This window comes from Algoriphagus sp. CAU 1675, from assembly GCF_029222925.1.
In the GTDB taxonomy this organism is placed as follows: domain Bacteria; phylum Bacteroidota; class Bacteroidia; order Cytophagales; family Cyclobacteriaceae; genus Algoriphagus.
Genome location: NZ_JARHUI010000001.1, coordinates 97,596 through 110,847, shown reverse-complemented (window position 1 = coordinate 110,847; position 13,252 = coordinate 97,596). Strand labels below are relative to the sequence as shown.

The following is a 13,252-nucleotide window of genomic DNA, read 5'->3' as shown; positions in this document are numbered from 1 at the left end:
ATTTTGCATGAATTTGCACCTATCCAAAAGAAAGGCCCGGCTGAATTGTCCAAAAATTAACTACAGCCGGGCATTCAGGAAGAAAGGTTTTACACGAGTTGATCCAAAGCTATTTTAAAGGAGCTTTCAGCCAGTTTAGTTTTTTCCGGATTTTCTGCGAAAGTCTTCTTTAATGCTTTTTCTATGGTCTTGCTCACATCCCGGAAAATTGCCCGGTCAGTGACTTCTGCCTTTTCGCTCATCAGGTAGGCAAAAACTCTTGCCATACCACAATTGGCGATGAAATCCGGGATTACGGATACCTGCTGATCTGTCCATGCCGCTATTGGCCCGAAGAAAATCTCCGGATCGGCAAATGGGACATTGGCACCACAGGAAATAACCTCCAAACCGGAATTCACCATTCGCTCAGCTTGCTCCTGGGTGATTAGTCGGGAAGCGGCAGCAGGGATAAAGATTTCGCTTTCCAAATCCCAGATCTTTTGGTTTATTTCTTCGAATGGTATCAAGTCATCGGCTACCAGCTTGTTTCCTTCACGTTTGAGGAAAAGAGATCTGACCTCATCCAGAGAGAAGCCTTCCGGATTAATCAACCCTCCTACCCGGTCAATGATCCCTACGATTTTGACTCCTTCAACTGCAAGGAAGCAGGCAGCAGCAGCTCCCACATTTCCCCAGCCTTGAATGACGGCTCGTTTGCCTTTTATATTTCCTCCCCAGATTTTGTAGTAGTGGCGGATTGCCTCAGCTACCCCAAATCCGGTGATCATATCCGCTACCGTATATTTTTTTTCTCCATCGGGAGTGTAAAGGGGATCTTCAAGTACCTTGGACACTCCTTGTCTCAATTGGCCAATCTTACGGATTTTTTCAGGTTCATTGGCGTGGAAATGGCCATTGACAACTCCCTCCTGAGGATGCCAAAGTCCATAGGACTCGGTGATTGGAATGACTTCATGGATTTCATCTACGTTGAGATCTCCACCTGTTCCGTAGTAATTTTTGAGTAGGGGCATGACTGCCTTGTACCACCTTCGGAGTACCTCTTCTTTTCTAGGGTCGCTGGGATCGAAGTTGATTCCTGATTTTGCCCCACCGATGGCTGGTCCGGAAACTGTAAATTTCACCTCCATGGTTTTGGCCAAGGACTCGACTTCCCTCCTGTCCAGCCCTTTTCTCATCCGGGTTCCACCTCCGGCAGCTCCTCCCCGAAGGGAGTTGATTACTACCCAACCCTCTGCTTCAGATTCTGAATCACTCCATTCGAAAATGATTTCAGGTTGCTTATTCTCAAACTTTTTTAATAATTCCTGCATTTTTGATTTGGGTTTATATGCAGCGCAAAATTAGAAAAATATCTTCCCGGACCTAAGTTGTTTCAGAGGCTTGATTAGCCATAAATCACTCCGCCACAGGAATCTGAGCTTGCTCCGGTTACTGATGCAAGGCAATTGGACTCTTCCCTGAGACGCAATACTCCCAAAAAGGCAAAAACCAAAGCTTCTTTAAATTCTATAATTTGCGAGGAAGCCGGAAAATGCTCCCAAGCGCCTTGCAAATGAAAGTCCAGTCTATTTATAAAATAAAGATGATAGGCCCCTCCTCCGGTAATCAGCACTCTCGGATTACTTTGGCTTTGGTAGCGTTTGATGACAGCTGCAATCTGCATGGCATAGTGCTCTACCAAGGTGCAGAGAAGATCCTTTAAAGGAATTTCCGAGTCTTGAAGAAGGGGTTCAAAGTCCCTTTCTATATCCTCCCTGCCGAGGGATTTGGCTGAGGGAACCTTATAGAAAGATAGGGCATTGAGCTTTTCCAGCAGATCCAAATTCACCTTTCCTTCTGATGCCCATTGGCCTCCATCGTCATATTCTCTTCCCAGTTCCCTTGCGATGGGGTTCAGAAGTAGGTTAAATGGACTGCAATCAAAAGCTATACGTTTTCCTTGGTGCTCCATACTGACGTTGGATATTCCCCCCAAGTTGAGACAGAAGTCCATGTCGGAAAACAACAAGCGGTCTCCAATGGGTACCAAGGGAGCGCCTTGACCTCCCAGTTGAACATCCAGCATCCGAAAATCATTGATCACTTTCATGCCGGATGCCTGATGAATGGCCCAGCCATTGCCGATCTGTAGACTGATTCCCTTGGATGGCTGGTGAAACACCGTATGTCCATGTGAACAGATGATTTCCGGCTTTTTCCCGATTTTTTCACAAAATGCTTTGACTTGGGTCCCGGTCCATTTTCCAAATTCTACATCCAAAACCGCCAAGTCCAGGGCGCTTAGCTCATGGGAATGCATCAGGCTCTTTTTCAAAGCTTCAGGAAAAGGCACTGTGCTGGCATTCAAAATCCGAAATGCCCATTTATCGGTGAGTTCGAATTCACAGAAGGCAATGTCTAATCCATCTCCTGAAGTCCCGGACATCAGTCCGATTGCCTGGTAGATAATACTGCTCATGGGTTAATGTTTGTTAAGTATCCCGGTTTTCAAAGATAATTTTAGAACTCGGAAAATCCCCCCTTTTTAGAATTGGCTATTTTGCGGGCAGATCCATCCCCATGAGAAATCTAATCATAGACATAGGCAACACCCGGATCAAATCCGCGCTCTTCCAGGACCAGGAGTTGGTTCAGGAATTGGCATTTACGGATTTGGAAGAGGCTATTCCTGTTTGGAAAACTCTTGAGTTGGGGCATTGCTTGGTTTCTTCCGTTAGATGGTCCAAAGAAGAATTGGAGAAGCAATTGGGCTTTTCTTTTCTTTTTTTGGATAGGCTTACCCCCATTCCTGTCAAAAATGGGTATGGAACTCCCGAGACCCTTGGCTTAGACAGAATTGCAGCAGCCGTGGGAGGATGGGCCATGTCCCAAGGGAAGCCTGTCTTAGTCATTGACATGGGGAGTTGTTTGACTTTTGAGTTCGTGGATGGTAATGGGGTTTATTTGGGAGGAGCGATTAGTCCCGGTTTGGCTATGCGTGCAAAGGCCATGAACCAGTTTACGGCAAGACTGCCTTTGGTTTCCCTAAGCGAAAAACCCAAAAAGCTAATGGGGGATTCTACCCAAACCTGTATGCAATCCGGGATTTGGTACGGGGTGGAGTTTGAAATTAAGGGCCAAATAGAGGCTTATAGGTCAGAATTTCCCGAAATTAAGGTCTTTGTTTGCGGAGGAGATGCACAATCTTTTGATTCATTGGCAAAAGACCACATATTTGTAGTCCCAAATTTGGTCCTGCATGGGCTGAATTGTATTCTAAACCACAATGTTGAGTAAAATCAAATTGCATTTGCTGGGTGTGCTCTGCGCCCTTTTCTTATTTTCAGAAGCTCGGGCTCAGTCCAGTTCTTCCACCTATAGTGCGCTTGGGATCGGGGAGTTTAATTACTCCGGATTGACGCATAACCAGGGTATGGGAGGGCTTGGGATCAGCTTTGCCACCGGCTGGAACGCGAACGTGGTCAATCCGGCTTTGACGACGAGAAACACCATTTTCAACTTCCAGGCAGCGTTGAACTATAGAAAAATCAATGCTTCCAATGGCTCTGAAAGTTCGGATGTTGACGGTGGAGGCCTTTCTTACGTTGCATTATCTCTTCCTTTTAAGGCTGGAAAGATCACCACAGGGATGGGACTCAACCAGATTACCAGTGTGAACTATGACATGCAGGTGGAGAGTCAGGTCAACAACGCCGAATACACCGCCATCAATAATATCAAGGGAGACGGTGGTATCTCAGAAGTTTACCTGAACACCGGGATTTTGGTTGCCAAAAATCTGAGCTTGGGTTTGCAGGCTTCCTACTTATTCGGATCCACTATCCGTACCAATCAGTTGACGATTTTCAATGACAATGGCAATCAGGTAGGGAATACTTCTGAATATTATGAAAGATTAACAATTAGTGATATCGGCCTGAAGTTCGGTGCACACTACTTCTTCAAAGTCGGTGATGGGAATAACCTTCATTTAGGTGCCATTTATCAGAACCTAGGGGACGTTAGTGGAAAAACTTTTGCCAAACTGGCCTCATTTGGGGAAGCTAGCGACCCCGATTCGGAGGGGGACTTGATTTCCAACGACGAAAAGGGAAGTATTTATATACCAAATCGTTACGGATTTGGACTTAGCTATGAAAAGCTGAATAAATATGTGATTGGATTGGAAGGTCAGTATCAGGACTTTACCGAATACAAGAATTTCTTTGGGGATCCTTTACAGCTGAAGGAAGCTCTCAAACTTGGCCTTGGATTCCAGATTGTACCGAATTACTTGGCGGTTGACAATGGATGGGAACGGGCTACTTACCGGTTCGGATTGGAGTTCTTGCAGACCCCCTACTATCTGAACCAACAAAAAATCAATGATCTTGGCATTAACTTTGGAGCCTCGTTTCCTGTTAATCAATTGTCATTGCTTAATTTCGCAGTCAAGGTTGGCCAGAGAGGAACTACCACCAACGGATTGATTCGCGAGAATTATGTGAACTTCACTCTGGGATTTTCACTGAACGATAACAGTTGGTTCTACAAACGAGTATTTGAATAATGCCGACCAGCAGCTGAGGTCAGCAGAATTGATGGAAAAGAGCAATTAAACCGAATTAAACAGTTAAAACCATGAAAATTAAATCAACCCTTCTGGGGCTAGCCGCCTTGCTTCTCGCCGGAATGGTGCAAGCACAGGATGGATGGAATTGGCCATCTGATGCTGAACAAGAAGCTAAAGCTAGGGAACTGAATGCAGCATATGTAGACTACATGAAGTCTGAGCAATTTGTTGAGGCTACCAAACCCTTGAATTGGTTGCTGGTAAACGTTCCTGAGTTGAACGAGTCCCTTTATATCAATGGGGTAAAGATCTATGATGGGGCTGCCGATGCTGTTTCTGATGAGGCTCAAAAAAGAGTATACCAGGATTCTGTGATAGCTATTTACAACAAAAGAGGTGAGTTGTACAACAACGAATCCAACTGGATTGAAAACAAAGCGTATTACGGATACAGATACTACAAAGGAGCTAAGGAAAAACTTGGTGAGGCTGTAGGCAACTTTGAAAAAGCATTGGAATTGAATGGAACCATGACTCCATCTCTAACTGCTGCTTATTTCGATTTGGTATATCGTCACTGGGCTTACAACAAAGCCTATACAAGTGAGCAAATCCTTGAAATTCACGATAAAATCCAGGCTTTGTTGGATGAAGCAGCAGCTTCCGGTAAAGATGTGAGCAGTCCTAAAGGTACTTTGGAGCAACTGTTGGTGGCAATGGAACTGATCGATTGTGAATTCATCGAAAATACCATGGGTTCTAAATTGGCTGCAGATCCAACCAACGAGCAATTGGCTCAGCAGATCTTCAAATACTCTGTGCAGTACAAGTGCCTTTCTTCAAATGCATTTTTGGCTGCATTGGAGTTGATCGACTCCAATAACCCAACCTATGCTACTTCTCAGGTAAGAGCAATGAGATATATCCAAGAGCAGGATTATGAAAAAGCTCAGCCTGTTTTGGAAAAAGCTTTGGCTTTGGCAGAGAATGATGCTCAAAAGGCCGAAATCCAAATGGACTTGGCTAAAGTACATGCCAATTTGGGTAGAAAGTCTGCTGCAAGAGCAGCTGCTCGTGAAGCCGCAAGTTTGGATCCTGAAAAAACCAAAGATGCTTACACTATGATTGCTGGATTATATATGAACTCCTTCAACGATTGTAAGGGTGGTGTTTCCAGAGTTAAGGACCGTGCAATCTTTATGGCTGCCTACAATGCGTACCAGAGAGCCGGTGATTCTCAGGGTATGGCGCAGGCAAGAGCTCAGTTCCCTTCCAAGGAAGAAGTCTTTACTGAAGGTCTTCAGGTAGGTGGAAGCATCAGTACCGGATGCTGGATCGGTGAAAATGTATCCATTGCGACTAGAGATTAATTTCTAGTGATTAAATATTTAAAAGGCAGTCCTTAAGACTGCCTTTTTTCGTTTAAGCTCTTACCGCAATTTCTGGTATCTTTGTCCTGTGAACAGATTTCATTATTTGCTTACCCTTTTCTTGTTCGTCCTGGCTGCTTCCTGTAGAAGTGAGGTAGACTCTGCCGCTTTTCAGGTTTATGACGGTCCGGTGAATATGGCTACCAATGTCCATGTCGTGCATTCCGATTCTGCCATAGTCCGATCAGAAATCAGAGCACCCAAGCAGCTGGAGTTTGCAGAAGGGGATCTGGAATTCCCGGATGGGATTGAAATAGAATTTTTTGAAATCGATGGGACCCTCAGTACCACCATGCGTGCGGATAGGGGGTATTTTGACAAAAAAGACAACTTGTACCGTGGAGAAGGCAATGTGCAGGTGAGAAACCTTCTGGAAGATCAGCGGTTGCAGGCAGAAGAATTGTTTTGGAACCCCAATGAAAAGCGGATTTATACTGAGACTTTCGTGACCATTCAGGACAAACAGACCCTCTTCAACGGTACCGGGATGGAGGCAGATGAAAGTTTCACCAATTATACCCTCAAACAAGTGAGAGACAGTAAAACCCTGTTACCTGGAGAAGGACTATGAAACTAGCAGACGTATTGATCTTATCCCTGGCTTTGGCCCTGATTATTATCGGAATTCATCAGTCTATGACTGTAGGAATAGGGTATTCTTATTCTATATTTATGTTTGCGGTAGCACTGCTCTTTTGGTTTCAAATCAGAAGAAACAAGCAGGCTGCTGAGGAGAAGGAATCATCTACCAAGAAAAAACCCGGGCGGAAACGCTGATTATGGAAACAAGCTATTTGGTCTACGTCATCATCACGCTGCTTTTTTCGGCATTGTTTTCCGGGATTGAGATTGCCTATATCTCTGCGAACAAACTTCAGATCGAACTGCAAAACAAGCAAGGTAGTCTGAGTGGGCGTATCCTTAGTGATTTCGTAAAGCGCCCCGGCCAATTTATAGGCACTACGTTGATGGGTAATACCATCTCTCTGGTACTTTATGGTATTTTCATGGCCTATCTTTTGGAAGATCCATTGGCCATGTGGCTTCCCGAGAGTCTCAATAATGAAGGGGTGATCCTGGTTTTGCAAACCTTAATTTCAACATTGGTTGTATTGGTAACGGCTGAGTTTTTACCAAAAAGTCTATTCATGCTCAATCCTAATAGCATGATGACCTTTTTTGCCATTCCCTTTGTGGGGATTTATTATGTGATGTATCCGGTTGTTTGGGCAGTTGTCGGGCTTTCACGGTTTTTCATTACCAAAATTTTACGTCTGGAGTATAGTGAAGACAGTCCGGTATTTACGGTGACAGACTTGAACAGCTTTATCCAAAACCACATGAATCAGGCAAGTGCAGAGGGAAAAGCGGAGATTGATACAAAGATTTTTGATAACGCGGTTGAATTTAAAACAGTTCGGGTGAGGGAATGTATGGTCCCGAGGACAGATATTGTTGCAGTCGAAATGGAAGATAGTATTGAAGATCTAAAGGAGATTTTTGCCGAAAGCGGTCATTCAAAAATCATTGTTTACCGAGAGTCTATTGATGATGTGATTGGTTATTGTCATCAGCTGGAACTGTTCAAAAAGCCCAAATCTGTTGAGGAGATTCTTACTCCTATCATCATTGTTCCGGAGTCTGCCTTAGCCAACGAGCTTCTGATCCAGTTTATCCAAGAACGGAAAAGCCTTGCATTAGTTGTGGATGAATTTGGCGGAACGAGTGGGATTGTTTCCATGGAAGATATTATTGAGGAAATTTTTGGGGAAATCGAGGACGAGTATGATATCGATGATCTGATGGAACAAAAAGTCGGAGAGGATGAATATCTGCTCAGTGCCCGTCACGAAATAGATTATTTAAATGATAAATATGACTGGGAATTGCCCATTGGGGAGTTTGAAACCCTGTCTGGTCTGATTTTGTCCTACACAGAAAATCTCCCCAAAAAGGGTGAGTCTGTGATGATTGGGCCTTACACTTTTACTGTGGTTTCTAAACAGGAACACCGGATTGATACCGTTCGCCTTAAAATCAACCCCTCTGGGATTTTTTAGATAAGGGTTTGATTCAGAATATATTTTGAATTTCGTTACTAATGCTATTATTTTGCGACACTTCTAAAAAAGCGTAGTAACAATAATGGCGTTAATTAAACAAATAAGACAGAGAACGGGTCTCGCAATCGGTGTGATCGCCGGCGGGTTGATTTTATTCCTTCTTGGGGGTGACCTTTTGAGTCCAAATTCCACCCTGTTGAATTCAAATCAGAACATCGTGGGTGAAATTGCCGGTGAGGAAATTACATATGAAGAATATGTAGCCAAGGTGGAGGAGTTTCGAGTTGCTTATCAGCAGCGTACCGGAAGAGCTCCTTCTGAGGTAGAAATGTTCACCGTGAGAGAGCAGGCCTGGCAGGCAATGATCGTTGAAAAGGTGTTCAAGGAAGAATATGAAAAACTTGGACTGACTATTTCTCCAGCAGAATTGGTAGATATGGTTCAGGGCAAGAATATCGTTCCCGAACTTCGTCAGCAGTTGATTAACCCGCAAACCGGTCAGTTTGACAAAACTCAGCTAATTGCATTCCTACAGTCTTTGGAGACTGCTGATCCAGCTCAGCAGGCTTTTTGGGCACAGCAGGAGCAGTTGTTTGCAGATTCTCGATTGAGAATCAAATATGACAACCTTTTGGCTACTTCTGAGTACGCCACCTCTGCTGAGGCTAAACTGGAGTACATAGCGGCGAACACCATCGCAGATGCTTCAGTGCTTTTTGTTCCTTACTATGCGATCTCGGATTCCGCAGTTTCAGTAAGTGAAAGCGAAATGCAGGCTTATCTAAATGAAAATAAGAGCAAGTTCAGAACCGGAAACTCTGCTAATATCGAGTATGTAAGTTTCAGCATTCTTCCAAGTGGTGCTGATTCAGCTGATGTTATTTCCAATATTCAGGAATTGACTGAAGAGTTGAAAACCACTGACAATGACTCAGCTTTCGTTTCCAGAAATTCTGATGTTCGTCCAGCATTTATTACGATCAGACCTGGTGACAATTTCCCTGCAGATCTTACAAACAATGTTTCTGATTTCCAGGAAGGCCAGACTTACGGTCCTTTTGTAACTGCTAATTCCACTTACGTTTCCTACAAAATCTCTGATACCTATCAGGGTACACCTAGAATGAGAGCTTCCCATATTCTCTTCAGTACTGAAGGAATGGATGACGCTGCAAAGGCTGAGGTTCGTGCACAGGCCGAGTCGGTTTTGGCTGACCTGAAAAACGGAGGAGATTTTGCCATGGCTGCAAGTCAGTATGGTCAGGATGGAACTTCCCAGACTGGTGGAGACTTGGGTTGGTTTGCAAAAGAGGACTTCGTGACTGAGTTTGCGGATGCGACTTATGCCAGAAAATCTACAGGCCTATTGCCTAACCTCGTCGAAACGGAATATGGTTTCCATATTATTGAAGTTACCGAACTCCCTAAATCAGAATACACCAAAATTGCCGTTCTTCAGTTGGAGCTGGTTGCTTCCGATGCTACCCGTAACGAGGCCTTCAGAAATGCAGATTCTTTTGCGGGTGAATCCGGAAACAGAAATGAATTCAGCGAAAACGCGATCGATAACAACTACCGTATCCTTCAGGCAAACAACGTAGATGCCGGTGCCAGAAACCTGAACAATCTACAAAATGCGCGCGAGATCATCCGTTGGGCTTTTGCCGAAGCTTCCCAAGGTGAAGTTTCTCCGGTTTTTGAACTGGACAACGCATACATCGTAGCCTCTTTGGTTAGTAAAAAAGAAGAAGGTGATGCTACTCTTGAGGATGTAAGAGCTCAAGTGGAAGCTCAGGTAAGAAATGAGAAGAAAGCGGAGATGATCATGGAAAACCTGAAAGGCAAGGCGTCCTTGGAAGAAATGAAAGGCCTTTACCCAAATGAAGCTTCTGTAAACGAAATCCCTGATCTGAGAATGAGTGCCTCTGTGATCCCTGGAATCGGTTTTGCTCCAAAAGCCATCGGTTCTATCTTCGGCATTGAGGCAGGACAGCTGACTCAGCCAATCAAAGAAGACATTGGAGTGGTTGTAGGTAAATTGAACACCTTGACTCCTGCTGCGGAAATCGGAGATTATACAGCCTACCAGGCTCAACTCACCCAAAGCGCCGCACAGCGGGCTTCTTATCAGGTGATGATGGCCTTGGAAGATCTGGCAAATGTGAAGGATTTCCGATATAAGTTCTTCTAAGAATTAAAATTGGAACCCATGCCATACAGCATGGGTTCTTTGTTTGTATTCAAGTTTAAAGAAAGAGGATGCAAAATAAATTCGACAAAGAATCATTTAGGGAAAAGTTGGAAGCTAATGGACAGTTTCCAATGCTATATATGTTTAAATTTATCGTTCCCAATGGTAGGGAACATGAGATTGGGGCTATTTTCCCCAAGAATGAAATGGTTTTGAAGCCAAGTTCTGGAGGGAAATACATCAGCACCACTATTCAGATCATGATGGAAAGTGCCGATCAGATTATTGAGATTTACGAACAAGCATCTACCATTGAGGGAGTGATTTCCTTGTAAACAGATCATTTATGTGGAAAGAAGAGGACAATAAACTGAAGCGTACCTTCAAGTTTGGGGACTTTCAGGAGGCCTTTGCCTTTATGACCCGTGTTGCATTTTTGGCGGAAGCCCATCAGCATCACCCAAATTGGAGCAACGTGTACAATACGGTTGAAATCGAGCTGACTACACATGATGCCGGAAATACCGTGACTGAAAAGGATCACCAACTTGCTCAAGCTATTGATGCTTTGATTTCATGACTGAAAAGGAAATAAACTTATTTCTTGTCCCCACTCCTATCGGGAACCTGAAGGATATCACGCTTCGGGCAATTGAGACCCTAAAGTCGGTTGATGTAATTCTTGCGGAGGATACCCGCACAACGGGTATGCTGCTGAAGCATCTTGAGATTTCAAGGCCCTTGCAGTCCTATCATATTTTCAATGAACATAAAGCAGTAGAAAAACTGGTTGACCGCATGAAGAAAGGCGAGAAATTCGCTTTGGTAAGTGATGCGGGGACTCCGGCTATTTCCGATCCTGGGTTTTTATTGGTTCGGGAGGTTTTGGCGGAAGGTCTGGAAGTCCAGTGCCTTCCCGGTCCCACTGCATTTGTACCTGCCTTGGTCAATAGTGGTCTTCCCAATGATCGCTTTGTATTTGAGGGCTTTTTACCCCATAAAAAAGGAAGGAAAACAAGGATTGAGTCCTTGTTGGAGGAAACTCGGACCATGATTTTTTATGAATCTCCCCACAGGCTGATGAAAACATTGGAGCAGTTGGCTGAAGCTTTTGGAGGGGATAGGCAAGCTTGTGTGTCCAGAGAACTGACTAAGCTCCATGAAGAGAATGTGAGAGGGAGTTTTTTAGAACTGATTGAATATTATCAAACCAACCCACTAAAGGGGGAAATTGTCCTCGTTGTTGCTGGAAAGAATCCAAAAGCCTAAACACCTATTGATTGTATGATTACCAAAGAAAAACTCAGTTTGCTGTTGGAGCAAACTCAAGAAATTGCCAAGGAAGTAGGATCTTTTATCCGGAAGGAAAGACAGCACTTTGACATGGATGCAGTGGAGCACAAAGGCTTCAATGATTTGGTTTCCTATGTGGATAAGGAAGCCGAGAAAAGAATTGTGGCCAAGCTTTCCCATATTTTTCCCGAAGCAGGCTTTATCACTGAAGAAGGTACCAACACGACTAGGGCTGAGATTTACAATTGGGTCATAGATCCCTTGGACGGAACGACCAATTTTATCCACGGAGTCCCTGTTTATTCTGTCAGCATTGCCTTGATGGAAAAGGAGCAAGTGATCCTTGGAGTTGTTTATGAGGTCAACATGCATGAGTGTTTCTATGCAATCAAAGGAGGCGGGGCATTCTGCAATGAAACCAGAATTTCAGTCAGTAAGGCAAAAAATCTAGCGGCATCCCTAGTGGCTACCGGTTTCCCTTATTACAATTTTGAACTGATAGATCGCTACCTAGCGGCTTTAAAATCCCTCATGCAATCCACTCACGGACTGAGGAGATTTGGGTCTGCCGCAGTGGATCTTTGCTATGTGGCTTCAGGCAGGATAGAAGGTTTCTTTGAATACAATCTCAACTCCTATGATGTAGCAGCGGGAACCCTGATCGTTCAGGAGGCTGGTGGAAAGGTAACTGATTTTTCAGGGGGCGGAGACTACATTTTTGGAAGGCAGATTTTGGCTTCCAACCAAAGCATCCACGAGGAATTTCTCGCGGAATTGCAGAGGATTTGGAACTCTTAAGCCAAAAAGAGGTACCAGGCAAAAAGAGTAATCACAGAAATCGGGATGCCCAAACCGGCTAATAAGGTGGCTAGTTTGGGTTCTAGGTTGTATTTGATTGCGACTATTGACCCTGTGATCATAGGGGCCATGGCACTTTCCATGACAGTAACTTTGAAGGTGAGGTCGCTTTCATCCATGAAGTTTCGGTAAATTATCCAAATTAACGCTGGTGCGAGGATTAATCTATACCCTAGTCCCAGCCAGAAATATCCGGAGCCTAGGTCTTTACTTTTCAGGCTAAACCGGAGTCCAATTGCGAAGAGCGCAACAGGAGCCATGGTTTTTCCGATTAGTCCCAAAACCGGCATAATGAACTCGGGAGTTTTCCACCCCATTAGACTCATGATCAGAGTTCCAATCAGAAAGCCAAAAGGAGGAAATTTGAGAATTTTCAGCGGAATGGCCCGAAGATTACCTCTTTGATGACTGTAGATAGTGGCGATTAGAATGGACATGGAGGAAACCAATAAAAAGGAGCCTCCCTGATCCATCAATAGAGCTACGGGAAGACCCGCCTTTCCGTAGAGTCCTTCGATTACTGGAAAGCCCAAAAAAGAAGTATTTGCCAAACCTGAAACCACCGCAAGACACCCGGTGATTTGTCGGTTCCAATGAAATAACTTTCCAAGAAGTCCAAATACCAGCCAGGAAAGAAAAAAAGTAAGCCAGGAAGCTGATATGGGAATGAGTAAGTCCCATCCTGGTTTGATTTTTGGGATGTAAAGCAAAGCTAGAGCAGGGAGCACTAGGTTGAAGAGGTAGGAATTGGTAAGCGCGATGGCTTTTTCCAGCGGAAAGCCCGGCCGTCGCTGTAGGATCAAACCTGAAATTAAAAACAAAACGGCTAGTAGGGCTCCGATCATGGTCTGAATTTATA

The 13,252-nt window shown here is 44.3% G+C and carries 14 protein-coding genes; 11 read left to right on the top strand and 3 right to left on the bottom strand.

The annotated features are described in order from the left end of the window. Positions 1–89 precede the first annotated feature (89 nt). Positions 90–1,316 (bottom strand): Glu/Leu/Phe/Val dehydrogenase dimerization domain-containing protein, encoded by a 1,227-nt coding sequence (locus P2G54_RS00500; protein WP_275867136.1) that lies wholly within the window; start codon positions 1,314–1,316, stop codon positions 90–92. 74 nt (positions 1,317–1,390) lie between these two features. After that, the gene (locus tag P2G54_RS00495; protein WP_275867135.1) at positions 1,391–2,464 is read right to left on the bottom strand and encodes an anhydro-N-acetylmuramic acid kinase; all 1,074 of its coding nucleotides are present in this window, start codon (positions 2,462–2,464) and stop codon (positions 1,391–1,393) included. A gap of 101 nt (positions 2,465–2,565) precedes the next feature. On the opposite strand from P2G54_RS00495, the gene P2G54_RS00490 reads away from it, so the two are divergent. The 11 genes from P2G54_RS00490 (at position 2,566) to P2G54_RS00440 (ending at position 12,333) form a co-directional block, all read left to right on the top strand. Next, positions 2,566–3,282: a type III pantothenate kinase gene (locus P2G54_RS00490; RefSeq protein ID WP_275867134.1), complete on the top strand. Its 717-nt coding sequence runs from the start codon at positions 2,566–2,568 to the stop codon at positions 3,280–3,282. Continuing rightward, entirely contained in the window at positions 3,272–4,555 is a 1,284-nt protein-coding gene (locus P2G54_RS00485; RefSeq protein WP_275867133.1) for a hypothetical protein, read from the top strand. Before P2G54_RS00490 ends, P2G54_RS00485 begins: the two co-directional genes overlap by 11 nt. A 71-nt stretch (positions 4,556–4,626) precedes the next feature. After that, entirely contained in the window at positions 4,627–5,928 is a 1,302-nt protein-coding gene (locus P2G54_RS00480) for a hypothetical protein (RefSeq protein WP_275867132.1), read from the top strand. A gap of 88 nt (positions 5,929–6,016) precedes the next feature. Then, positions 6,017–6,559: an LPS export ABC transporter periplasmic protein LptC gene (lptC, locus tag P2G54_RS00475; RefSeq protein WP_275867131.1), complete on the top strand. Its 543-nt coding sequence runs from the start codon at positions 6,017–6,019 to the stop codon at positions 6,557–6,559. Then, positions 6,556–6,765, top strand: a complete 210-nt coding sequence (locus tag P2G54_RS00470; protein WP_275867130.1) for a hypothetical protein — start codon at positions 6,556–6,558, stop codon at positions 6,763–6,765. The genes lptC and P2G54_RS00470 overlap by 4 nt, the downstream gene beginning before the upstream one ends. A gap of 2 nt (positions 6,766–6,767) precedes the next feature. Next, positions 6,768–8,048: a hemolysin family protein gene (locus tag P2G54_RS00465; protein ID WP_275867129.1), complete on the top strand. Its 1,281-nt coding sequence runs from the start codon at positions 6,768–6,770 to the stop codon at positions 8,046–8,048. An 85-nt stretch (positions 8,049–8,133) separates the two neighbouring features. Then, positions 8,134–10,242 (top strand): SurA N-terminal domain-containing protein, encoded by a 2,109-nt coding sequence (locus P2G54_RS00460; protein ID WP_275867128.1) that lies wholly within the window; start codon positions 8,134–8,136, stop codon positions 10,240–10,242. A 68-nt stretch (positions 10,243–10,310) separates the two neighbouring features. Further along, entirely contained in the window at positions 10,311–10,577 is a 267-nt protein-coding gene (locus tag P2G54_RS00455; RefSeq protein ID WP_275867127.1) for a DUF493 domain-containing protein, read from the top strand. An 11-nt stretch (positions 10,578–10,588) separates the two neighbouring features. Next, on the top strand, positions 10,589–10,822 hold the full coding sequence (locus P2G54_RS00450; protein WP_275867126.1) for a 4a-hydroxytetrahydrobiopterin dehydratase: 234 nt from the start codon (positions 10,589–10,591) through the stop codon (positions 10,820–10,822). After that, positions 10,819–11,511, top strand: coding sequence for a 16S rRNA (cytidine(1402)-2'-O)-methyltransferase (gene rsmI / locus P2G54_RS00445; protein ID WP_275867125.1), 693 nt, complete (start codon positions 10,819–10,821; stop codon positions 11,509–11,511). The genes P2G54_RS00450 and rsmI overlap by 4 nt, the downstream gene beginning before the upstream one ends. Positions 11,512–11,526: 15 nt before the next feature. Continuing rightward, positions 11,527–12,333 carry an inositol monophosphatase family protein gene (locus P2G54_RS00440; RefSeq protein WP_275867123.1) on the top strand — a complete coding sequence of 269 codons (807 nt, stop codon included), beginning with the start codon at positions 11,527–11,529 and terminating at the stop codon, positions 12,331–12,333. Here P2G54_RS00440 and P2G54_RS00435 read toward each other — a convergent pair. Continuing rightward, positions 12,330–13,238, bottom strand: a complete 909-nt coding sequence (locus P2G54_RS00435; RefSeq protein ID WP_275867122.1) for an AEC family transporter — start codon at positions 13,236–13,238, stop codon at positions 12,330–12,332. The genes P2G54_RS00440 and P2G54_RS00435 overlap by 4 nt on opposite strands. Positions 13,239–13,252: the final 14 nt, after the last annotated feature.